Raw genomic sequence first — 22,217 nt, 5'->3', positions numbered from 1 at the left:
TCGTCTTCACACCAACTCCCCTCCGCAACTTCCGTCCCCCCCACCGCCACACCCTGTGAATAGTCTGCAAAAAATCTCGCCAAGAGTGATCCAAATTGCAGTCAACTGTTGTCAACACCCCCCCCCGCAGCCCTCGCGATACGGGCGCTTGAGGTTCTTTTCGAAGCTTCGTATTCATCCAAACCGTATCTGGCGTACCACGACATTTCGCAAATCGGCGCGGTACGGTTGCCCCAGCCGATCAACGGCGACAGACGGAGGAATCGCAAACGACCGCGTTCCCGCGGCACTTACGACTCCTCCACTCCGTACCTACATCGAGAAGCGAGGTGAATCATGAATGAATGCCCGATACCGGAAGCCGCACTGCTGGACGACAGCGCCGTCGAAATGCTTCGCGTATGGATCACCGAGGGGGATTTGCACTGCTCCATGAAAGTCGGGCGATACGCCGAGGTCATGGACATCACGGAAGAGTCCGTCTGGGGAACGATTCTCGCCGACGTCGCCCGCACGCTGTCGAAAGCCCTGCAAGTCGGATACGCCTGCGATCCGGCCGACACGCTCGCGAAAATCGGCGACGCCTTCTTTGAGGGATTGTTCGCGCCACTCACCGAGGGCAGCGGCGGCTTTGTCCAACATCACTGACCGAGGCCCGGCAGGCGATTGAACCTCAACCGCCCGCCAGTCAGCCCCAACCCTGTAGCAAGGGCGCAAATTTCCACTGCACCCGCACTACCCTACCGCGCGCCCATCTTCACTCGCGCAATCAGCAACGTCGTCAGACTGATGACGGCGCCGACCATCAGATACAGCCCCGGTGCAAGCTTGTTGCCCGTTGAGGCAATCAGCCACGCGACGGCAAGCGGTGTAAAACCGCCGAAGATCGTCGTACCGAGGTTGTAACCCACCGCCATCCCAGTCGCCCGCGTCCGCGTCGGAAACAACGACGACATCAACGCCGGAATCGGGGCGAAGTACACCGCCTTCAACGTACCCACCCACAACATCACCAACATCATCGTCGCCAGTGACGCGTGTGCATTCATAAACGCAAACGCCGGATACACCGTGCACAAGAACAACACCCCGGCCACCGCCATGATGCGAATACGCCCGACACGATCCGACCAATGTCCGACGAATGGCGTCAACGTCATGATCACGAAACCCGTCACCAGCGTCGCGATAAAGCCCTGCTGCGGCGGTAGCCCCAACTGCTTGGTCGCATACGTCGGCATGTACAAGATCATGTAGTTCGCCGTCGTCGTCAGAATCAACGCGCCAATGCACACCAACAACCGCGCCTTTTGCGTCGCCAGCACTTCCCGAATCGGTGACGGTCCTGCGTCCTTGTCGTCAGCCGCCTTCCGGCTCGCTTCGCGCGCGGCCAACGCTTCCTTCTGAAACGCCGGTGTCTCGTCCACATACTTGCGGATATACAAGCCGATCGGCCCGACAAGCATCCCGAAGATGAACGGAATACGCCATCCCCACGACTCGAGTTGTGGCTGCGTGAGTGCCCCCGTCAGCACCGCGCCGAAGGCCGACGCCAACAACGTGCTCGCGCCCTGACTCGCAAACTGCCAGCTCGACATAAAGCCCGGACGGTTCGGCACGTGCTCGACGAGAAACGCCGTCGAACTGCCAAACTCGCCGCCCGCCGAGAAGCCCTGCATCAAGCGCGACAGGAAAATGCCGATGGGCGCCCACACGCCAATCACGGCATACGTCGGCATGAACGCAATGATCCCCGTGCCGACGGTCATCATTGCGATCGACAGCATCAGCGACGCCCTTCGGCCGTGACGATCGGCATACGCGCCCAACACAAACGCGCCCAACGGCCGCGCCAGATACGACAGCGCAAACGTGCCCAACGCCATCAGCAACGACACGGTCTCGTCGTGCGCCGGGAAGAACAACTTCGAAATCGTCACGGCGAAGTAGCCATAGACGATCAGGTCATACCATTCGAGCGCATTGCCGATCGACGTCGCAACGATCAACTTGTAGACGGGCACGTGGGCGGTCGTCCGCGCGTCGGCAGAAGCTTCCGCGCCGACATCCGGAAGACTCCCCGTGTGCCCCGCCCCGGAGGCGGTTGCAGATGTGTTCATCGCGGTTTTCCCTCTTTCAGGTCGACGTCGCCCAGATCCCAGAACAATCCCGCCATGATTTGCAGTGCTTCACGCGCCACCGAGCCGAGCAAGTGCTCGTCGGGTGCATGCTGCGAGCAGGCCGGGTACGAGTGCGGCACCCACAGCGTTGGCAGACCCAACACGTCGGCAAAAACGTCGTTCGGCAGCGTGCCGCCGAGGTTGGGCAGCAGCACCGGCGGCTTGCCGGTGGTCTCACGCATCGACGCCAGCGCCCACAACACCCACGGGTCCTCCGGATCGAGACGCGTAGCCATCACGCCACGCTCGACTTCCACATCGACCATCGTGAAGCCATGCGCGTCGAGATGCTGGCGCACGATCTCGCCCAACCGCTCCCAGTCGGTGCCGACCACGAAGCGGATCTGCATGTGGGCATAGGCGTACGGGGGAATCGCGTTGACCGGCTTTTCGGGGTTGCCCGTCTTGAACGCCAGCACTTCGATGTTGTTCCAGCCGATCACGCGTTCGGTCGGCGTCAGGCCCGGCTCGCCGTAGTCGGCATCGACTTCAGGATCGTTCGGACCGCCGCCGACTTCGAGACCGGCAAGCGCGCGGCGTACCGACGCAGGCAGTTCCGGCGGACGGAGCCCTTCGACCAAAATCTTGCCGTTGCCATCGACCATCGACGCAATCGCGTTGGCCAGCACCACACCCGGGTTACGCAACAGGCCGCCCCAGTTGCCCGAGTGGTGCCCGCCTTCGCGCAGATTCAGACTCAGCTTGAAATTGACGAGACCGCGCGAGCCCAGAAAGACCGTGGGGTGCGTGGCGGCCAAGCGCGGGCCGTCGGAAGCAATCAGGACATCCGCACGCAACTCCTCGCGGAGTTGTTCGCAGACGGCGTGCAGGCCGGGCGAACCCATTTCCTCGCCCATCTCCACGATCATCTTCACGTTGTAGCCAAGCTTGCCGCCGCGTGCGGCGAGCACTTCGGCGAGCGCCGCGAGGTTGATCGTGTGCTGCCCCTTGTTGTCTGCGGTGCCGCGTCCGTACCAACGGTCACCCTCGACGACGATCTCCCACGGCTTCAGACCGCTGCGCCATTGCGCGTCGTAGCCACGTACCACGTCGCCGTGCCCGTAAGTGAGTACCGTAGGCAGGTCGTCACCTTCGCGGCGCTCGGCAATCAGGAACGGACCGCCGCCCGGCGCAGGGTTCGGCACGATACGCGAGGTGAAGCCCAGCGCGGCGAGCGCGGGGGTCATTTCGTCTGAAAGATACGCGTGGAGGATGTCGCCGCTATCGGCTTCCTGACTCTCCGTCTTGAACGCCACACGGCGGTTGAGGGTATCGAGAAATGCGCCCGAATCGTATTGGGCGGTGGCTTGAGCAATTGCGGCATTACGGGTCACTGCATGTCTCCAGATGGCTTATGGGGACGGCGGCCGGGGCTCGCACAAGCGCTGCGACGCGTGTCGGTAGCACGCTCTGGCACAACCGTTCAGGCCATTCTAGAAGTCGGTTTTTTTGACAACAATGATAATATTTCGAACGTTTCTTTGCCGTTTCGGCAAAGCAGAAAGTCGGCATTCCGCGCGCGTCGGCGCCTTTGCCCATCGTCGTTTCCGCCCTTGATCATGGCCTCGTCTCGCCCATGCAAACTCATGCCCTGCGTTACTTTCTCGAAGTGGCCCGGACCGGGTCGCTCAGCCGCGCGTCGGAGCGTCTGCACGTCGCGGTATCGGCCCTAAGCCGGCAGATTGCCAAGCTGGAAGAGGATCTGGGTACGCCGCTGTTCGAGCGACGCCCGCGGGGCATGGTGCTTAGCGAAGCGGGAGAAATGCTGGCCGATCATGCCCGGCGCGTTTTGCTCGATGCGGAGCGGGTGACGTCGGAAATTCGCGGGTTGACGGAAGTCGGGCGCGCGACGATTCGCGTAGCAAGCGCCGAAGGCGTTGCGCGAGATTTCCTGCCGCAGGTTTTCGCGCGCTTTCGAGAGGCTTACCCCGGCGCGCATTTCCTGCTCGATGTCGTCTCGCCATTTGTGGCGACTGAGCGGGTGCGCGATGGTGAGGCAGACATTGCGGTTTGTTTCAGCGTGGCGCCGGAAAAAGGTGTGCAGGTCGTTCACACGCAGCCTGCGCCGATCTACGCGTTGATGGCGCGCGCGCATCCGCTGGCGAAGCGTCGCGACGTGGCGCTGGCTGACCTGCTGCCCTACCCGCTCGCGTTGTCGAATGCCGGCGTGACCATCCGGCAGATGTTCGATCTGTGTTGCACGCTCGAAGGGCTGTTGTTCGAACCCGTGTTTGTCAGCAACTACCACGCGGCGCTGCACAGCTTTGTGCGCTCAGGCAACGCCGTCACCCTCACCGGCTTGCTGACCGTACGCAGTCGCCTCGCGCCGGAAGGTCTGGTCGCTATTCCGATCCGCAACCCGGCATTGCATCAACGTTCGCTTCAAGTGCAGACGATGGCCGGGCGCACACTTCCCGCGCCCGTTGAGGCATTTCTCGGGTTGTTGATCGATGCCATCCGTGCGCCCGAGATTCTTGACCGGCCACTCGCCGCACGCGACTGACGCGTTTGCGGCGGCGGATGTCGCCAGCGCCGTCGTACCGCTTGGTGACGGTGAACGTCGCCTAGTTGGCGGGCGGTGGCGGCGTGGTCGCAGCAGCGGCCGCCTGCGCGGGCGTTATGTGTTCGTCGTTTGCGAGTTGTTCCCGATCGGTCAATTGCGCGAAGATCCACGCCGAGCAACAGGTGATGAACCCGACGCAAGCAAACGTCGCGCGGAACGCCGGTAACGCACCGACACCCGCGCTCTCGCCAAACGCCCCGGTGAACGTCACGAGCAACGCCCCGCCGACCGTCAGGCCGAAGCTCATCGCCAGCATCTGCACCAGCGAGAACAGACTATTGCCGCCACTGGCATCGTCCGGATTCAAGTCCTTGAGCGTCAGCGTATTCATCGCAGTGAACTGGATCGAATTCACACCGCCGAGAATGCCCAACTGCACGATGAGCAATGGCACCGGGTAATGGGGCGTCACCAGCGCGAAACTCGCCATCACCACGCCCGCAAGGATCGTGTTCCAGACCAACACCGAGCGATAGCCGTAACGCGTCACCAGATGCGTCGCGAGACTCTTGGCAAAGATGCCGGTGATCGTGATCGGCAACATCAGCAACCCCGCCTCGAATGCGGAATAACCAAGACTGACCTGAAGCAGCAGCGGAACGAGATAAGGCACCGCCGCAATGCCGATCCGCGCGAACAAGTTGCCCAGCAAGCCAACGCTGAACGTGTGCACGCGGAACATTGCCAGCGAGAACAGCGGCTGCGGCGTGCGATTGGCGTACAGCCCGTAGGCAACGAAACCAGCAAACCCGACGACCAGCAACACGAGCATGAGCGCATGCGCCCCGGCCATGTCCGCGTGGCGATCGAGCGCCAGCGACGTGGCAATCATCCCAACGGAAAGCAGCAGATAGCCTTTGATGTCGAACCGGGTTTGATGTGGCGCTCGTGCATTGACCAGAAAGAAGTGCGCGGCCACACAGCCGAGCACACCCACCGGGACATTGATGAGAAAGACCCAATGCCACGAGGCGACCTTGACCAGCCAGCCGCCAAGGGTCGGGCCGATCAACGGCCCGATCATGCCCGGCACGGCAACGAAGGCGAGCGCTTGCAGGTACTGTTCGCGCGGAAATGCGCGAAGCACCGCCAATCGCCCCACGGGCAATAACATCGCGCCGCCAAACCCCTGCACCACGCGCCAGAGGACGAGCGCATCGAGCGTAGTCGAATAGGCGCACATCGCCGAGCCGATGGAAAAGATCGTCAGTGCGCTCGTGAAGACGATGCGTGTGCCGAGCCGATCGGCCAACCACCCCGAGAGCGGAATCGTCACGGCCATCGTCAACGCGTAAGCAATGACGACTGCCTGCATGTGCAGCGGCGACTGACCAAGATCGCGCGCCATGGCAGGCAAGGCCGTGTTGACGATCGTCGAGTCCAGCGTCTGCATGAAGAAGCCGACAGACACGACAAGCAGCGTCGCCTTTTGTCGCCAGACAGTGAGGGTGGGTTCGGTCATAGCGCTACGTCATCGACGGAAATCACGGATCCGCGTATGTTCGCATACCCTCCATGAATGCAACCGCAATCTCGTCGATATCATCGAATGCGTAGTCCCTATGCAGTTCCTCAGACCAACATCGACCGTGAGCCAGCCAATGTCGATAGCGCATGGCATAAATCAAGTGCTGCCTTGCCCTCAACGATCATCATCGTCAAGGCGTATCCCCGCGGTGACGCCCATCAGGGCCTCTTGGAAAAATTCCGCATCAACGTGGATGAAAGTGGTATCCCGCTGTGGCATGGCAAGCTTCCAGATCCAAGTTTCGGGTGCCGAATTCTCGTCACCGGGCTCGCCATACCAAAGGGGATTGTCCGCACGGGTCCACCGACGCGAGACTTCCGGGGGAACCACGACAAAGCGAGCGCTGCCGTGCGGGCCTTTCATGTTGATTTGCCCGCGCGAGCTTCGCAGGAGGGTCCCGACTGGGGTCAGTGTCACCTCGTCCCTGCCGATGTGGAGCTGCGCGCAACGCGCCCGATAGACGCCGATCAACGCCTCCCTGATCTGCACCTCGCCGTAACGCACGAGAACGCGTCCATCCTCCACATAAGGTGAAAGGCTCGACTCGACGAACTTATAGAAAATATCGAGATTGCGATGCCACAACGCCAGTTCGGCATCAAAGTCGAGCGTTGTGCGAGGCAGGACTGCCTCAGCCAGTTGGGTACCGATGAACTGGTCAAATCGTTCAGACGACGTGAGCTGCATGGAGAACTTCCGGTGTGCGAGGGGCCAGCAGCCATCATCCCACCATCGCTTTTCCAAAGCACTGCGGCACAGTCCGAAAAATCGACTGTGCCGCAGCGCGCTACAACCACCCGTCTGTCACTTCCCGCGCACGGCCTCGCGCACCTGTTCCAGCGCCGCCGGGTCTTCCAACGTGATGAGATCGCCGGTCTCGCGGCCCTCGCAGATCGCTTGAATCGCGCGGCGCAGCAGCTTGCCCGAACGTGTCTTGGGCAGCATCGACACGAAGAACACGCGGGCCGGACGCGCTACCGCACCCAGTTGCTTGTCCACCGTCTTCATCACATCGCCCTCCAGCGCCATCCGCTGCTCGACCGTCTCGACCAACTCCGGCTGCCGCAGCACGGCGAACGCGATGGCTACCTGCCCCTTGAGGGCATCCTGCGCGCCGATCACGGCCACTTCTGCCACCGCCGGATGGCTCGCAATACTCTCCTCGATCTCGCGCGACCCCAGCCGGTGCCCCGCCACGTTGATCACATCGTCCGTGCGCCCCAAGATGAAGTAATAGCCATCGTCGTCGCGCACGCCCCAGTCGAAGCTCGAATACAACTGGCGTCCGGGCACCGTCTGCCAGTAAGTCTTGACGAAGCGAGCGTCGTCGCCCCACAGCGTGCTCATGCACCCCGGCGGCAGCGGCCCCTCGATGGCCAGCACGCCCTTCTGGTTCGGTCCGCAATCTTCGCCGGTCACCTCGTCGACCAGCTTCACGTCGTAGCCATACACCGCCTTGCCCGGCGAGCCCAGCTTGCTCGGCAGTTCCTCAATTCCTCGTGCCATCCCAAGAATCGGCCAGCCCGTCTCCGTCTGCCAATAGTTGTCGACCACGGGTTTGCCAACACCGTCCGTCAACCATCGCGCCGTCGGCTCGTCCAGCGGCTCGCCCGCGAGGAAGATCAGCCGCAGCGAAGACAAGTCGTATTGCGTGAGATACGCAGGGTCCTGCTTCTTGAGCACGCGAATTGCCGTGGGCGCCGTGAACAGCTGCGTCACCCGATATTTCTCGATGATGCGCCACCAGATGCCACCGTCCGGACGAATCGGCGTGCCCTCGTACATCACCGTGGCAATACCCGCGAGCAGCGGCGCATACACGATGTAGCTGTGTCCGACCACCCATCCGATGTCGGAAGCGCAGAACATCGTGTCGCCCGGCTTCGCGCAGAAGATGTGCTGCATCGACGACGCCAATGCCACCGCGTAGCCCCCGGTGTCGCGCTGCACGCCCTTCGGCTTGCCCGTCGTCCCCGACGTGTAGAGCACGTACGACGGCTCGCTCGATTCGAGCCACTCGCACGGCACCAACGCATCGAGGTGTTGCTCGCGCAGGGCCGCATAGTCGACGTCACGCCCTTCCACGCGGTCCATCGGTGCGAGACCACGGTCGATGAGCAGCACGCTGTCCGGCTTGCTTTGTGCCAGCGCGATCCCTTCGTCGAGCAGCGGCTTATAGGGCACGACCTTGCCGTTACGCGAGCCCGCATCCGCAGACACGATGACTTTCGGACGCGCATCGTCGATACGCGCAGCAAGATTCACCGACGCAAAGCCACCGAACACCACCGAGTGAATCGCGCCAAGGCGGGTGCAGGCCAGCATCGCGAACAGCGCCTCGGGCACCATCGGCATGTAGATCAGCACGCGCTCCCCGCGCGTCACGCCCAGCGATTGCAGCGACGCCGCCATGCGATTGACCTCAGCGGCCAGCGCATCGTAGGTGTAGACACGCTCCTGTTCGGTTTCCGTCGATACCCAGATCAGCGCGTTTTGCGAGCCGCGCGACGGCAGATGACGATCGACCGCGTTGTGACAAAGATTCGTCCGGCCACCGACAAACCAGCGGGCAAACGGGGGCTTGTCGTAATCGAGCACCTTGGTGAAAGGCGTCTCCCAGTCGATCAGACGCGCTTGTTCCTCCCAGAACGCCTCGCGCGATTCGGGCGTCACCGAGCGGGCGTGAAACGACGCATACGAAGTCATGTTGTCTCCTTGCATGTTTTGGTGGGCTCGCGCGCGTCGCAACCTAGCTGAATACGGCACAGGACTGGACGCCGCGCGGCGCCGGATCGAGCCGGCAATGTCGGTACACCAAGCGGGTATCGACGGCAAAGCGGGTATGGCATGGAATTCGTCGGACACCCTAGGATGCCTCACGTTCAGTGTGCGCGTTGACGCTTACGGAAGGCTTACCCCGGGGGCGGCTAACCGCCCCGTCGGACCTAGGGATTACGCGGAGAATATTGCCAAATCAGATGAGGAGAATGCGGGGGAATGGGGCGCCCGTTCCGGGGTGCGGACAAGCCAGTGAACCGAGCCGAGTGCGTCAGTCCAGTGCGGCTTCCGTCTCAAGATCCGCCTGCTGCGCCTGCCACATGCGCGCGTACAGGCCGCCGCGCGCGAGCAGTGCCGCGTGCGCGCCGACGTCGACGATATGCCCCTGATCCATCACGACGATCCGGTCGGCGCGACAAATGGCGGCGAGCCGATGGGCCACGACCACGCATGTCGCGCCTGCACGTTCGTGCGCCAGACGGTTGAGGATGCGGGCTTCGGTGAGGGCGTCGAGCGCGGCGGTGGGTTCGTCGAACAGCAACAATCGGGGGCGTCCCCACAAGGCGCGAGCGATGTTCACTCGTTGACGCTCCCCGCCGGACAGCCCCATGACCGAGATCGCGTCCGGCACTTCGGCAAGGGCCGTCACACGCATGAATTCGTCGCGAATCACGTCATCGTCAGGCAGCGACTCACCGTACCAGCCAGCCCGATAGGCGACATTCTCGAACACAGTGCGGTCGAACAGCCGGCAGTCTTGCGTGACGAATCCGGTCACGCGACGCAGTGCCGTCGCAGCGGCGCCGTTCAGCGCACGGCCATCGATGCGTACCTGCCCCTGCGCCGGCAACGTAAGCCCTGCCATCAGGCGTAACAACGTGGATTTGCCAGCCCCTGACGGCCCGACGATCGCCACATATTCTCCGGCACGAACCCTCAGGCTGACGCGCGCCACGATGGGCGTGCCGTCATGCAACGTCACACTGGCCTGATCGAGATCGATGCACGGGGCACGAGACGGTGAAATCGCCGCCGTGGCCACCGGCTCGCTTGCACGCGCCTCGCCGCCGGATTCCGCCATCGCCATCATCCCCATCCCACTCGTCACGTTCGTCGCATCATGCAGATGCTCATCGACACTCACCAGCGCGCGTGCCACTTGCGACACCAGTGCGCCTAACATCGCCGCAGGTAAGGCGAATTGCAGCAGATAGGCGTTGATCTGCACCAGCGTGCCGACCGGTTCCGCCCCGCGCATGACGTCGCGCACAGCGAGCAACGTCATAGCCGACACCCCGAGCGCCATGATCGCCATCTGACACGCGCTGGTGACCTGTGCCGTCTTCGCCGTCGCCAGCGCCGCTACATAGCGCGTGCGCAGACGCTGCGACAGCCGTCCGATCTCCGCAGGCTCCTGCGCAAACGTCTTCACGCATTCGAGTTGCGTCAGCGTGTCGGCGAGCGCCCCTGTCGTCGCGCGAGAAATATCGTTCGCCTGCGCTTCGCGGCGCGTTACGCGGGCGAGTGATGGGCGCAACGTCAGTCCATAGGCCACCACCGTGGCGCCCAGCAACACCCCGTAAATCACACCGAAGTTGACCATCAGAATGATGCCTGTCGCCATCACCTGCATGGCCAGCGGCAGCAAACCGAACACCAGACCGGTCACGATGACGGGCAATGCCACCTCGACGCGAAACAGGCAATCCAGCGTCTGCCCCGCGTTCACCTCGCGTGCGCGATGGGCCGGCAGACCGACAAGCCGCGAAAGATAACCGAGGGCCGTGCGGCGCCGCAGATCTTCCATCGCGCGCTGAATTAACAGGTCTTTGCCACGCTCGCCAATGGCCGCCGCCGACCACAGCACCACATAAGCCGTCGCCAATGGCATCGCGAAACCCACTGCCCGTTCGCCCGTCAGCGCATCGACGGCAAGCCCGAGTACCCACGGCGCCACAAGCCGCAGCGCAAGCATGAATGCAGCCGCCAGCGCCGCCAGCGCCACCCAGACACGATGTTGCGATGTCTGCGTCTCGCGCTCCCAGAGCTTTCGCAGCACAAAACATAACGCCCGCCAGCCGCCCTGCCGCGTCATACCGCGCCCGCGCGCCAGCCGCGTACAAACATTTCGATGGCATAGAGCCGGCGGATCGTCGTCATCGATTCGAGATGATGGTGCGCCATGCGGCCAATCGCCCGGCGGCAGGCATCGCGATCGATCCAGCCCGACGCCGCGCAATAGCCATCGAGACAGACCTCCTCGATGTGGGCCAGATTCGCCGCCGCGCCCGCCCCCACCATGCCCGTCAACACGCCCTTGTCGCGTCGCCACAGATTCGGCAAACCACTCGCCAGATACGCTGCCCGGCGCAACGGCAAGCGGTTATGCATCGCATTGAACAGACGGTAGGTCGGCATCTTCAGCCCCGCCTCGACCACCGGCTGCGTGAGGAACGGGAACGCCGTGCCGGCCGCGGCGAGCGAGGGCTGCACCTCCACGTCGCGCAGATTGCCGAGAATGCCGAGGATCTGCGCCCGCTTGCCCGGACGCACGCGCAACGTCCAGCGCGACAGCCACGCCGAGGCCAGCGGTTCCGTGCGCGGCGTATCGGCAATGCGGGCCGCCGGCGTGAGCAGCCCCGTCGAGAGCGCGGCATCCGGGTTCGCGTGACGCTGCCCGAGCTGCGCGAACGCGCCCTGCGCGACCCACCACAGCGGCAAGCGCTGCATCACGGCCAGATCGCGCCACGCGCTGAACGCCCGGCGCCATTGACCGTCGGCAACAGCATCGAGAAACGCCCCATTGGGCGGCGGCGCAAGAAAGATGGCATCGCCACCGTGCCCGTTCACCAGCCGATGGCCGCTGTAGGCACTCAGCCGCTCACGCACGGCGTCGAGCTGCGCCAGCATGCACAGATGCAGCGCCGGGCGGGCGAGACGCGGAATTGCCGACGACGGCGATGGCGAGAACGCTGCGTAATCGATATCCAGCCGCTCGAAGGCCATGCGCACATGACGCGCGACGCTGCCGGCATGATGCGACTCGTCGCTCGACGGCGACGACGGATCGCGATGATTGATTGCCGTGCAGGTATCCGCCCGCCCCGACTCGGCCAGCGCCAGCGCGAGCGACGTCGATTCCACACCGCCCGAGAGTTCGAGCACCGCGGGCCGGTCGCCGACACTACGCTCCACCGAACGTCGCAGTAGCCGGAGCAACCCCTCGCCCGAGGCCGCGGTCTGCGCATCCTGATCGGTCATGCGCCAGTCCGGCCACCACACCACCCGCGTCTGCGGCGCCCCTCGCTCGGGAATCCATAACGCATGGCCCAGCGGCAGCCGCTCCACGTCGTAAAGCGCACACTGCACGCCGCCCAGATCGCCATGCACGAGAAACGACTTCAGCGCGAGGCTATCGAAGCTGGGATGATCGTCGACCAGTGCCGCCGGGTCGGCCGCCACATGCACGGCGCCATCGTGACAAAAGCGGTAGTACGTCGGGCAATGGCCGCACGGGTCGCACAGCACAAGCGTCGTGCCGCGCCATCGGTCATGCACGATCACACGGTAGTGTCCCCAGTAGCGCTCGACAAAGCGCTCGGGCGATTCCAGCGCCAGCCGCGCCACATCCATGCCGGGGGCGACCTCACGGCCATCTTCCTTGAGAAACAACGTGCCGCTGATGTACCAGGCCAGCAGTTCGCTCTGCCCGCTCGAATGCAGCCGCGTGCTGTCGGCATCGGGACGAATGCGCGCCACCGGCACGCCATCCAGACCGCGCATCACCACGGCGTCGGGAATGGGCTCGTGTCGCTCGGCAGGTCCCGGTCTCAGGCGGGCAAGTTTCATCAGTGGCTCCGTGCGTGAATGCGGGAAGGCTTCAGGGATCCGATAATCGGCGCGACATCGATTCTCGATTCGCACGCGCGTCAGACCGGTGTCTCGTAGATCACGGCGAGTTGCTCGCGCCGGCGCAGGTCGTCACCGATCACCCGTGCGTCGGTCTCCGTCCACGCGTGCGCATAGAAGGGCTGCCGCTGTACACCGATCACCAGACGCAGTCGCAGGCTGTCACGTGCGCACCAAGCGGTAAGGGCGGCATACCAAGGCAGGCACGGGGAACATTGCGGATACACGAGCGCAGCGCTGTGCATGGCGGCCACGTAGGGCAGGTAGTCCTGCGGCGCGCCGTACTGTGTGCGAACGCCCGATTGCGAGCGCGCCACCATGTCGACCACCCCGCGCATGCGCGCGCGCCGCGTCACGCGCTGGGCCTGCCAGAGCCAGTAACCCGCGCGCATTACATCGCGCACCCGCGACTCGCGAGTCACGTCGGCCGGCATCGCCAGCCACGCGTCGAAGCCGAGGCGCGGCGGCATATCGCGTTTCGCAATACGGGGATCTGGCGCGGTGTGAGCGCCGGGTGCCAGAATGCCTTGCGCGTCGAACATCGCTTGCATGACGAGCAGCATGTCAGCGGAGATGTCCCCGTCGTTGCGCCAGCCGATCAAGCGGCGCAACCCCTGCGAGTGCTTGTGGGAAAGATTGAAGTAGCGGTCGTGCGAGAGCTTGAGCACCACGACATGGCCGTCGATACCCGCGATGTGAACATCGGGTGCCAGATGACGGAAAACCGGCGCGTCCGCACACGCGCCGGTTTCGATGTGTGTCGGGTCGGACACTTCAGGCATGGCCCCCGGTCAGCGGCGGCAGCGTGGGAATGCAGATCGGCTTGAAGCACAGCGGCAGGAGCGTGATGCCTTCCGCGTCGTTGCCAAGCACGCCCCGCGTGGCATGCGTGGCATCCACAGAGGCCAGCACTTCGAGTTCGGTCACTTCTTGCGCAGTTGCCATTGCCTTATTCATTTAGCACTCCTTATCTCGTGAGTACGAACGGAATCGTCCGCGTCTCCATCATAGGAAACGAGAGCCAATGCATTTATGGGAATTTTCCGAAGGGATGTGCCCGGAAGCGGCAGCGGATTACCGAGGGGAAAAACAAAACGCCCGTGAGAGTGATCTCACGGGCGTCGGGTACAACGTTGTGCGGCGTCTGTCGGCTTAGCGCTGTGCGGTCTTCGTGACCTTGGCCGGGGCCTTGGCGGCCGGCTTTGCCGCCGTTTTAGCGACCGTCTTGGCAGCGGCTTTCACCGGTGCTTTGCTCACCGACTTGGCTGGCGCAGCCTTGGTGTTCGATGCCACAGCCTTGGCCGGCTTGGTGGCCGGACGGTGGTCGACCACGCGAATCATCTTGCCGTTCTTGCCCTTGACCAGGCGCGTACGCGGTGCGTCGTCGTCATCCTTGCTGGCCGAGGCGACAGCAGCGGCAGGCGCTGCCGAAGCCGCCAACACACGGGACGCGTCCTTCACCGGCACGTGCAGCACCAGCAGTTGCCCGCTGGTCAGCGCGTCGCGGCGCAGATGGTTCCAGCCCTTGATCTGGGCCACGGACACACCGCTGCGCGATGCCACGGCGGCGAGCGTGTCGTGCTTGCGGGCGCGCACCATCACCTTGCGGGTGTCGGGCAGATCCGGCTCCAGCGCCAGCACGGCGTTGGTGGCCACCGATGCGCTGATGTCTTCGTCGATGTCATCCGAGCGCGGCACCAGCAACGTGGAACCCGCCTTCAGACGCATGCGCGGCGCAATGTTATTCACCGAGCGAATCACGGCCGCGTCGACGCCGAGCTTGCGAGCCACGTCTTCCGGGCGCTCGCGCGATGCCGACGTGTACGTCGTCCAGCTCGACAGCGGCTTGTCGTAACCCTTCAGGCGCTTCTGGAAAACTTCGGCGCTATCGAACGGCAGCAGAATCTGCGGCTGGGCAGCACCAAGAATCACCGGCTTGCGGAACGACGGGTTGAGCGCGCGGAATTCATCGAGCGGCAGATCGGCCAGCTTGGCAGCCAGCGCCACGTCGATGTCACGCTTGGTGGTGACGCTCACGAAATACGGGTGATTCGGAATCTCCGGCAGCTTCACGCTGTAGAGCTCCGGGTGCGCAATGATGTTCTTGATCGCCTGCAACTTCGGCACGTAGTAACGCGTCTCGGTCGGCATGCGCAGGCTCAGGTAATCGGTCGGCAGCCCTTGCGCCTGATTGCGGTCGATGGCGCGCTGCACATTGCCTTCGCCCCAGTTGTAGGCGGCCAGTGCCAGATGCCAGTCGCCGAACATCGCATACAGCTTCGACAGGTAGTCCAGCGCGGCGGTGGTCGAGGCGAGCACGTCGCGGCGCTCGTCCTGGAACATGTTCTGCTTCAGGTTGTACGTCTTGCCGGTGCTCGGGATGAACTGCCACATGCCGGCGGCCTTGGCCGTCGACAGCGCTTGCGGGTTGTAAGCGCTTTCCACGAACGGCAGCAGCGCGAGTTCCGTCGGCATATGACGGCGCTCGAGTTCTTCAACGATATGGAACAGATACTTGTTCGAACGCTCGATCATGCGCTCCACGTACTCGGGGCGCTGCGCGTACCACTGCGTGCGGTCCTGCGCGAGGTCGGTGTCGAGATCGGGGATGGAGAAGCCGTGACGGATGCGGGCCCACAGATCGGCATCGTCGCTGCCGTAGGCCAGATCGTTGATCGAGTCGGTATCAAGGTCGATCGTCTGATCGCTCGACACGCGTTGCTTTCCCTTGGCATTCGATGCGAGCGGCGACTTGCTCTGCGCTTCGGGCGTGGAATTCGATGCACCTGTAGGTGGCGCTGTACTGGCACAAGCCGCCAGAAGCAGCGTCAGAAGCAAGCTAACGATAAGTCGCATTGATCGGGCTCGAATAGGGTGACATCTTCATGAAATTGGCAAGGATGTTAAGGAAACCCTTCGGATGCGTCAACCTTTATGCCTAAATTTTTTGCAAAAATTCGCCCAAAACGCCCGAAAAATCAGGGTTATTCCTTAGATCGAAGACCTGAATTGTCAACGCTTCGCCACACGCACTTCACGCATTTTGCCCATATACGATGCCATCGATATGACACCGAAACATCACATCTGGGGCGATGCGGCAAGGCGGAGCAGGCACCTGTGCAGGTGTCAACGCTCGGATTGGGACAGAGGTTATGGCACGTCAGGCTGTTGACAGCCTGACGTTCTCGCGACTAGCGCTCACGCTTAGCGGAACGTGTCTTTCCAACCGCGCACGGTCGCGAAGACCGCTTCACGCGAGAGCGATGTGCGCCCGGCATGATCTTCGGCAGACGCCACCACTGCGGGGGCGTCGCTGCGCAGGAACGGGTTGGTGGCAAGCTCCTGAGCGAGCGTCGTCGGCAGCGTGGGCTGACCGGCAGCACGCAGCGCTGTCGCTTTGTCGTGCCAGTTCACCAGTGCCTGATTGTCGGGATCGACCGCCAGCGCGAAGCGAATATTCGATAGCGTATATTCGTGCGCGCAATGCACGAGCGACGTCGGCGGCAACGCCGAGAGCTTGTCGAGCGACGCCAGCATCTGGGCTGGTGTGCCTTCGAAGAGTCGGCCGCAACCGCACGAGAACAGCGTATCGCCACAGAACAACCGGGGGGCGCCTGCCGCCCCTTCGCCGAGGAAGTAAGCGATGTGTCCCAACGTATGACCGGGGACATCGATGACGTTCAGCGTCATGGCCGGGGCGTCGATCGTGAACGTCTCACCGCCTTCATGCGGATGATCCACACAGGCGATCGGCTCGTGCGCGGGGCCGTGCACCGGCACATCGAAGCGTGCAAGCAACGCGTCGACGCCACCGATGTGGTCGGCATGTTTGTGCGTGATGAGAATGGCGCGCAGCGTCAATTGGCGCGCATCGAGATAGGCGAGCACCGGCGCGGCGTCGCCCGGGTCGACGGCCACGGCATCTTTGCCGTTATCGATGACCCATAGATAATTGTCCTGGAACGCAGGGACGGGAAAGACGGTCAGTGTACCGGTCGACTGCCCGGTCACCGCATCTGCGTGCGCATCCATATATACTCGCCACCATGTCAGAACGTCCGATTATAGACTGGCCCGTTTGGCTCGTCTCACCGCCAGGCCGCTACGCGCTTGCATGGGAACAGGCCCTCTTCGACCAATGGGTCGGGGATCTGTTCGGCTATCATGCGCTGCAACTTGGCCGCCCCGAGCTCGATACGCTGCGCGAAAACCGCATGCCTTACCGGGGCCTCGTCCTCACCGCGCCGCGCGGCGCGGAAGCCCCTCCCCTGATGACCAAGGCCGCCAGTGATACCACCGGCAACCTGTCATGCGACACGGCGTCGCCCGAGATGGTCCCGCGCGACATCCTCGTCAGCCGCTTCGACGAACTGCCGATCGCCACGGCCAGCACCGACCTCGTCGTGCTGCCACACGTGCTCGAATTCGCCGAGAACCCGCACGACATCCTGCGCGAAGTCGAACGCATTCTGGTCCCCGAGGGGCAGGTGATCATCACCGGCTTCAACAATCTGAGTCTGTGGGGTGCCCGCGAAGAACTCGGCAAACTGGCCGGCGCGCCGTTCCTGCCGCCGGGGGCCGACTTGATCGCGTTCACGCGGCTCAAGGACTGGCTCAAGCTGCTCTCGTTCGATATCGACCGTGGCCGGTTCGGCTGCTATCGCCCGCCGCTGCGAGGCGAACACTGGCTGCAACGGTTCGACTTCATGGAACCGGCCGGCGACCGGTGGTGGCCGATTTTCGGCGCGCTTTACGCGGTGCGTGCGGTCAAGCGTGTGCGCGGCATGCGCTTGGTCGGCAAAGTGCGCAAGCGTATACTCGGCCTCCAGCCGGCTGCGGCGCCGGTGGCCACGCCCAACACGACGCATCGCAAGATCGCGGAAATGGCCGACCTGCCCGATTGATTGTTTGAGAGATAACCTTGCCGCAAGTTGATATCTATACCGACGGTGCCTGCAAAGGCAATCCCGGCCCCGGCGGCTGGGGCGCCCTGCTCGTCGCAGGCAAGCACCGCAAGGAACTGTTCGGCGGCGAAGCCAACACGACCAATAACCGCATGGAGCTGCTCGCGGTGATCCGCGCGCTCGAGGCGCTGAACAAACCCTGTCAGGTGGTGCTTCACACCGACTCGCAATACGTGCAGAAAGGCATCAGCGAGTGGATTCATGGCTGGAAGGCGCGCGGTTGGAAAACGGCCGCCAAGGAACCCGTGAAGAATGCCGACCTCTGGCAAGAACTCGATGCCGTCTCGCAAAAGCACGACATCGAATGGCGCTGGGTGAAGGGCCACGCCGGGCATGAAGGCAACGAAGCCGCCGACCAACTGGCCAATCGCGGCGTCGAGAGTCTGCGCCGGGCGTAGCCACCGCCCCCCGCACCTGCGCCTAGCCCGATGCCTGCAAGCCAATTCTGAAAGACACCGAACACCATGCGACAACTGATTCTCGACACCGAAACCACCGGCCTGAACCCTAGAACAGGTGACCGCCTGCTGGAAATCGGTTGTGTGGAACTGGTCAATCGCCGCCTGACCGGCAACAACCTGCACTTCTATATCAACCCCGAGCGCGACAGCGATCCGGGCGCACTGGCGGTGCACGGCCTGACCACCGAGTTTCTCTCCGACAAACCGAAGTTCGCCGACGTAGCCGAAGAGCTGCGTGAGTATTGCCGTGGCGCCGAGATCATCATCCACAACGCGGCCTTCGATTTGGGCTTCCTCGACATGGAGTTCGGCCGCATGGGCTGGCCGCCGTTCATGGAGAACTGCGCGGGCCTGATCGACACGTTGCTGCGCGCGCGCGAGATGTTCCCGGGCAAGCGCAACTCGCTCGATGCGCTTTGCGAACGGCTGGGTGTGAACAACGCGCACCGCACGTTGCACGGCGCATTGCTCGATGCGGAATTGCTGGCTGACGTCTATCTGGCGATGACCCGCGGCCAGAAGAGTCTCGTGATCGATGCGGGCGATGGCGACAACGAGGACGGCACTCAGCGCGAGAAGATCTCGCTGAGCCAGTTCGACTTGCCGGTCATTCTCGCCGCTGTGGAAGAAGTGACGATGCACGACGGCGTGCTGAGCGAGATCGACAAGGGCATCAAGGGCACCTGCGTGTGGCGCACGGAACCGGCACCGCCCGAAGGCGAAGCGGCACCCGCAGCGTGAGTTGGCAATTTCTGCGAAATTTTCGCAGCAACCCCTTCACAAGCGCAGAAAACGTCCCTATAATCGCTTTCTTTGCTGCTTGCGAGTCATCGCAAGAAACGACGTGAAGTGATCGAGAGATATCATCACGACGGCAGCAAAATAAGATTAAAAGAAAGGTTGCAGACTTCTACGAAAACAGTTAAAGTTCTGCTCCTGATTGCGAAACGAAAGCTTCAGCAATCAACACTAAGTCATTGATTTAGTTAATGATTTGGGTGGTTAGCTCAGCGGTAGAGCACTGCCTTCACACGGCAGGGGTCACAGGTTCAATCCCTGTACCACCCACCAGTATTTCAGGCTTTTCCGACTCAGCGGTGAGTCAGTCCCCGAGACGGAAAAGCCCACCTCCGAAATACTGATTCTTGCACTAATTCTTGCGCAACTCCCTCCCCGCGCAATTTCATTCCCAGCAGCACCGAAGTTAATCGCCTCATCCGCAGCGGCGTCGTTTTTCATTGCTTTTTCGCGATGATCCGTTCGCATTTTTCGCCGCTTATGCGCCAGCGAACGACAGCTTGCGCCTTGACACCCCCGCTTCGTCGCTACCGCAAGGGCCGAGTGCCGCATGCTGCGGGCGTTTGAACCGTCCGACGGGGCCTATAGGGCAAGTCTTATATAAGACCTAAGCCTTCACATTACGAAAAGGCATTTCAGTTTTGCCCCCGACCCGTGTCACAATCAGGGAAATTCGCACATGGCTACCGGGCTGTTTCCAGTCGGCGGCGTTCCCCCACCTTTTCCTGATTCTTGGATTCGAGACTTCGCGATGAGTAAGCAGCAACCCAGCATCATCTACACCCTGACCGACGAAGCGCCGCTTCTGGCCACGAGCTCCTTTCTCCCGATCATTCGTACGTTCGCTGCGCCGGCCGGCGTGGCTGTCGAGACGAGCGACATTTCGGTCTCGGGCCGTATCCTCGGTGAGTTCCCCGAATTCCTGACGGAAGAACAGCGCGTGCCGGACAATCTGGCCGAACTGGGCCGTCTGACGCAAGACCCGGACACGAACATCATCAAGCTGCCGAACATCAGCGCATCGGTGTTCCAGCTCCAGAGCGCCATTAAGGAATTGCAATCGAAGGGCTACAAGATCCCCGACTACCCGGAAGATCCGAAGACCGACGAAGAAAAGGCCATTCAAAAGCGCTATTCGAAGTGCCTCGGCTCGGCCGTGAACCCGGTGCTGCGTGAAGGCAACTCGGATCGCCGCGCCCCGCTCGCCGTCAAGAACTACGCCAAGAAGCACCCGCACAGCATGGGCAAGTGGAGCATGGCTTCGCGTACCCACGTTGCGCACATGACGCACGGCGACTTCTATCACGGTGAAAAGTCGATGACGATCGATCGCGCCCGTGACGTCAAGATGGAACTCGTCACGACGAGCGGCAAGACGATCGTGCTCAAGCCGAAGGTCTCGCTGCTCGACGGCGAAATCATCGACAGCATGTTCATGAGCAAGAAGGCCCTGTGCGAGTTCTACGAAGCACAGATGGAAGATGCGCGCGAGACCGGTGTCATGTTCTCGCTGCACGTGAAAGCCACCATGATGAAGGTCTCGCACCCGATCGTGTTCGGCCACGCCGTGAAGATCTTCTACAAGGACGCCTTCGCGAAGCACGGCAAGCTGTTCGACCAACTGGGCGTGAACGTCAACAACGGTCTCGTCAATCTGTACGAAAAGCTCGAAACGCTGCCGAGCACGCAGCGCGAAGAGGTCATCCGCGATCTGCACGCGTGCCATGAGCACCGTCCGGAACTCGCGATGGTCGATTCGGCCAAGGGCATCTCGAACCTGCACGCCCCGAACGACGTGATCGTCGACGCCTCGATGCCGGCCATGATCCGCATCGGCGGCAAGATGTGGGGTGCCGACGGTCGTCCGAAGGACACCAAGGCCGTGATTCCGGAAAGCACGTTCGCGCGCATCTATCAGGAAATCATCAACTTCTGTAAGACCAACGGCAACTTCGACCCGACCACGATGGGTACGGTGCCGAACGTGGGCCTGATGGCGCAGAAGGCGGAAGAGTACGGTTCGCACGACAAGACGTTCGAGATCGCCGAAGACGGCGTGGCGAACATCGTCGACATCGCGACCGGCGAAGTCCTGCTGTCGCAAAACGTCGAAGCCGGCGACATCTGGCGTATGTGCCAGGTCAAGGACGCACCGATCCGCGACTGGGTGAAGCTCGCCGTGAACCGCGTGCGCAACTCGGGCATGCCTGCCGTGTTCTGGCTCGACCCGTATCGTCCGCACGAAGCCGAACTGATCAAGAAGGTCGAAACGTACCTGAAGGATTACGACACCAACGGTCTCGATATCCAGATCATGTCGCAAGTGCGCGCCATGCGTTACACCCTCGAGCGCGTGATTCGTGGTCTGGACACCATCTCGGTGACCGGCAACATTCTGCGCGACTACCTGACCGACCTGTTCCCGATCATGGAACTGGGCACCAGCGCCAAGATGCTGTCGATCGTGCCGCTGATGGCCGGTGGCGGTATGTACGAAACGGGTGCAGGTGGTTCGGCACCGAAGCATGTCAAGCAACTGGTGGAAGAAAACCATCTGCGTTGGGACTCGCTCGGCGAATTCCTCGCACTGGCCGTGTCGCTGGAAGACCTGGGCATCAAGACGGGTAACGAACGCGCCAAGATTCTCGCCAAGACGCTCGACGCAGCAACGGGCAAGCTGCTCGACAACAACAAGGGTCCGTCGCCGAAGACCGGCGAGCTGGACAACCGCGGCAGCCAGTTCTATCTGTCGATGTACTGGGCGCAGGAACTCGCCGCGCAGAAGGACGACGCCGAGCTGGCCAAGCAATTCGCCCCGCTGGCCAAGCAACTGACCGAGAACGAGAAGACCATCGTTGGCGAACTCGCCGACGTGCAAGGCAAGCCGACCGACATCGGCGGCTACTACAAGCCGGACTTCGCGAAGCTCGATCTGGTCATGCGTCCGAGCAAGACGTTCAACGCCGCGCTGGAAAGCGTCGCGAAGGCGTAAGTCGTACCGCAGCGATGCTTGCGTGACGTTGCAGCACGGGT

Annotated in this window: 17 protein-coding genes and 1 tRNA gene; 7 read left to right on the top strand and 11 right to left on the bottom strand. The window is 62.6% G+C overall.

Annotated features, from left to right (window positions below; translation table 11 throughout):
* Positions 1–336: 336 nt before the first annotated feature.
* On the top strand, positions 337–648 hold the full coding sequence (locus PIN31009_RS16275; RefSeq protein WP_087686740.1) for a DUF5076 domain-containing protein: 312 nt from the start codon (positions 337–339) through the stop codon (positions 646–648).
* Positions 649–740: 92 nt separating this feature from the next.
* On the opposite strand, the gene PIN31009_RS16270 is transcribed toward PIN31009_RS16275, so the two are convergent.
* Together PIN31009_RS16270 and PIN31009_RS16265 are read right to left on the bottom strand one after the other, a co-directional pair.
* Positions 741–2,120 (bottom strand): MFS transporter, encoded by a 1,380-nt coding sequence (locus PIN31009_RS16270; RefSeq protein WP_150790968.1) that lies wholly within the window; start codon positions 2,118–2,120, stop codon positions 741–743.
* Positions 2,117–3,514 carry a M20 family metallopeptidase gene (locus tag PIN31009_RS16265; RefSeq protein WP_150790967.1) on the bottom strand — a complete coding sequence of 466 codons (1,398 nt, stop codon included), beginning with the start codon at positions 3,512–3,514 and terminating at the stop codon, positions 2,117–2,119. The genes PIN31009_RS16270 and PIN31009_RS16265 overlap by 4 nt, the downstream gene beginning before the upstream one ends.
* Positions 3,515–3,756: 242 nt before the next feature.
* On the opposite strand from PIN31009_RS16265, the gene PIN31009_RS16260 reads away from it, so the two are divergent.
* Positions 3,757–4,683 (top strand): LysR family transcriptional regulator, encoded by a 927-nt coding sequence (locus PIN31009_RS16260; protein WP_058377885.1) that lies wholly within the window; start codon positions 3,757–3,759, stop codon positions 4,681–4,683.
* Between the two features lie 61 nt (positions 4,684–4,744).
* Here the strand turns inward: PIN31009_RS16260 and mdtD are convergent, their stop codons facing one another.
* The 9 genes from mdtD to gloB form a co-directional block, all read right to left on the bottom strand.
* Positions 4,745–6,205, bottom strand: a complete 1,461-nt coding sequence (gene mdtD / locus PIN31009_RS16255) for a multidrug transporter subunit MdtD (RefSeq protein WP_150790966.1) — start codon at positions 6,203–6,205, stop codon at positions 4,745–4,747.
* Between the two features lie 180 nt (positions 6,206–6,385).
* The gene (locus PIN31009_RS16250) at positions 6,386–6,958 is read right to left on the bottom strand and encodes a hypothetical protein (protein ID WP_150790965.1); all 573 of its coding nucleotides are present in this window, start codon (positions 6,956–6,958) and stop codon (positions 6,386–6,388) included.
* 117 nt (positions 6,959–7,075) lie between these two features.
* Positions 7,076–8,977, bottom strand: coding sequence for a propionate--CoA ligase (locus PIN31009_RS16245; RefSeq protein WP_150790964.1), 1,902 nt, complete (start codon positions 8,975–8,977; stop codon positions 7,076–7,078).
* Positions 8,978–9,320: 343 nt separating this feature from the next.
* Positions 9,321–11,144 (bottom strand): ABC transporter ATP-binding protein, encoded by a 1,824-nt coding sequence (locus tag PIN31009_RS16240; RefSeq protein WP_150790963.1) that lies wholly within the window; start codon positions 11,142–11,144, stop codon positions 9,321–9,323.
* A complete protein-coding gene (locus PIN31009_RS16235; RefSeq protein ID WP_150790962.1) occupies positions 11,141–12,898 on the bottom strand; it encodes an asparagine synthase-related protein in 1,758 nt (585 codons plus the stop codon). Before PIN31009_RS16235 ends, PIN31009_RS16240 begins: the two co-directional genes overlap by 4 nt.
* Positions 12,899–12,978: 80 nt before the next feature.
* Positions 12,979–13,740 (bottom strand): lasso peptide biosynthesis B2 protein, encoded by a 762-nt coding sequence (locus PIN31009_RS16230; protein ID WP_150790961.1) that lies wholly within the window; start codon positions 13,738–13,740, stop codon positions 12,979–12,981.
* Positions 13,733–13,915 carry a hypothetical protein gene (locus PIN31009_RS16225; RefSeq protein WP_150684790.1) on the bottom strand — a complete coding sequence of 61 codons (183 nt, stop codon included), beginning with the start codon at positions 13,913–13,915 and terminating at the stop codon, positions 13,733–13,735. The genes PIN31009_RS16230 and PIN31009_RS16225 overlap by 8 nt, the downstream gene beginning before the upstream one ends.
* Positions 13,916–14,110: 195 nt before the next feature.
* Positions 14,111–15,814: a transglycosylase SLT domain-containing protein gene (locus tag PIN31009_RS16220; RefSeq protein ID WP_150790960.1), complete on the bottom strand. Its 1,704-nt coding sequence runs from the start codon at positions 15,812–15,814 to the stop codon at positions 14,111–14,113.
* A gap of 351 nt (positions 15,815–16,165) precedes the next feature.
* A complete protein-coding gene (gene gloB, locus PIN31009_RS16215) occupies positions 16,166–16,993 on the bottom strand; it encodes a hydroxyacylglutathione hydrolase (protein ID WP_150790959.1) in 828 nt (275 codons plus the stop codon).
* Between the two features lie 14 nt (positions 16,994–17,007).
* Between gloB and PIN31009_RS16210 the strand changes: the two genes are divergently transcribed.
* From PIN31009_RS16210 to PIN31009_RS16190, 5 genes are all read left to right on the top strand, one after another.
* Positions 17,008–17,865, top strand: a complete 858-nt coding sequence (locus PIN31009_RS16210; protein ID WP_150790958.1) for a methyltransferase domain-containing protein — start codon at positions 17,008–17,010, stop codon at positions 17,863–17,865.
* Positions 17,866–17,876: 11 nt separating this feature from the next.
* Positions 17,877–18,323, top strand: a complete 447-nt coding sequence (gene rnhA, locus PIN31009_RS16205; protein ID WP_058377873.1) for a ribonuclease HI — start codon at positions 17,877–17,879, stop codon at positions 18,321–18,323.
* Positions 18,324–18,389: 66 nt separating this feature from the next.
* Complete coding sequence (dnaQ, locus tag PIN31009_RS16200; RefSeq protein WP_150790957.1) at positions 18,390–19,127, top strand: DNA polymerase III subunit epsilon; 738 nt, start codon at positions 18,390–18,392, stop codon at positions 19,125–19,127.
* 255 nt (positions 19,128–19,382) lie between these two features.
* Positions 19,383–19,457 (top strand) — tRNA-Val (locus PIN31009_RS16195).
* A 478-nt stretch (positions 19,458–19,935) separates the two neighbouring features.
* Positions 19,936–22,176, top strand: coding sequence for an NADP-dependent isocitrate dehydrogenase (locus PIN31009_RS16190; RefSeq protein ID WP_150790956.1), 2,241 nt, complete (start codon positions 19,936–19,938; stop codon positions 22,174–22,176).
* The last annotated feature ends 41 nt before the right edge of the window (positions 22,177–22,217 follow it).

Origin of the sequence: Pandoraea iniqua (genome assembly GCF_902459685.1) — a bacterium.
GTDB lineage: Bacteria > Pseudomonadota > Gammaproteobacteria > Burkholderiales > Burkholderiaceae > Pandoraea > Pandoraea iniqua.
Note: the sequence above shows the minus strand (reverse complement) of the source record. Positions and strands in the feature narration are given on the sequence as shown.

What these genes read in the sequence shown, in the direction of transcription:
- PIN31009_RS16210 (WP_150790958.1), top strand. Translation starts at nt 17,008, where the DNA reads ATGTCAGAACGTCCGATTATAGACTGGCCCGTTTGGCTCGTCTCACCG.
- PIN31009_RS16260 (WP_058377885.1), top strand. Translation starts at nt 3,757, where the DNA reads ATGCAAACTCATGCCCTGCGTTACTTTCTCGAAGTGGCCCGGACCGGG.
- gloB (WP_150790959.1), bottom strand. Translation starts at nt 16,993, where the DNA reads ATGGATGCGCACGCAGATGCGGTGACCGGGCAGTCGACCGGTACACTG.
- PIN31009_RS16270 (WP_150790968.1), bottom strand. Translation starts at nt 2,120, where the DNA reads ATGAACACATCTGCAACCGCCTCCGGGGCGGGGCACACGGGGAGTCTT.
- PIN31009_RS16235 (WP_150790962.1), bottom strand. Translation starts at nt 12,898, where the DNA reads ATGAAACTTGCCCGCCTGAGACCGGGACCTGCCGAGCGACACGAGCCC.
- PIN31009_RS16230 (WP_150790961.1), bottom strand. Translation starts at nt 13,740, where the DNA reads ATGCCTGAAGTGTCCGACCCGACACACATCGAAACCGGCGCGTGTGCG.
- PIN31009_RS16250 (WP_150790965.1), bottom strand. Translation starts at nt 6,958, where the DNA reads ATGCAGCTCACGTCGTCTGAACGATTTGACCAGTTCATCGGTACCCAA.
- PIN31009_RS16190 (WP_150790956.1), top strand. Translation starts at nt 19,936, where the DNA reads ATGAGTAAGCAGCAACCCAGCATCATCTACACCCTGACCGACGAAGCG.
- PIN31009_RS16225 (WP_150684790.1), bottom strand. Translation starts at nt 13,915, where the DNA reads ATGAATAAGGCAATGGCAACTGCGCAAGAAGTGACCGAACTCGAAGTG.
- PIN31009_RS16245 (WP_150790964.1), bottom strand. Translation starts at nt 8,977, where the DNA reads ATGACTTCGTATGCGTCGTTTCACGCCCGCTCGGTGACGCCCGAATCG.
- mdtD (WP_150790966.1), bottom strand. Translation starts at nt 6,205, where the DNA reads ATGACCGAACCCACCCTCACTGTCTGGCGACAAAAGGCGACGCTGCTT.
- PIN31009_RS16220 (WP_150790960.1), bottom strand. Translation starts at nt 15,814, where the DNA reads ATGCGACTTATCGTTAGCTTGCTTCTGACGCTGCTTCTGGCGGCTTGT.
- PIN31009_RS16275 (WP_087686740.1), top strand. Translation starts at nt 337, where the DNA reads ATGAATGAATGCCCGATACCGGAAGCCGCACTGCTGGACGACAGCGCC.
- dnaQ (WP_150790957.1), top strand. Translation starts at nt 18,390, where the DNA reads ATGCGACAACTGATTCTCGACACCGAAACCACCGGCCTGAACCCTAGA.
- PIN31009_RS16240 (WP_150790963.1), bottom strand. Translation starts at nt 11,144, where the DNA reads ATGACGCGGCAGGGCGGCTGGCGGGCGTTATGTTTTGTGCTGCGAAAG.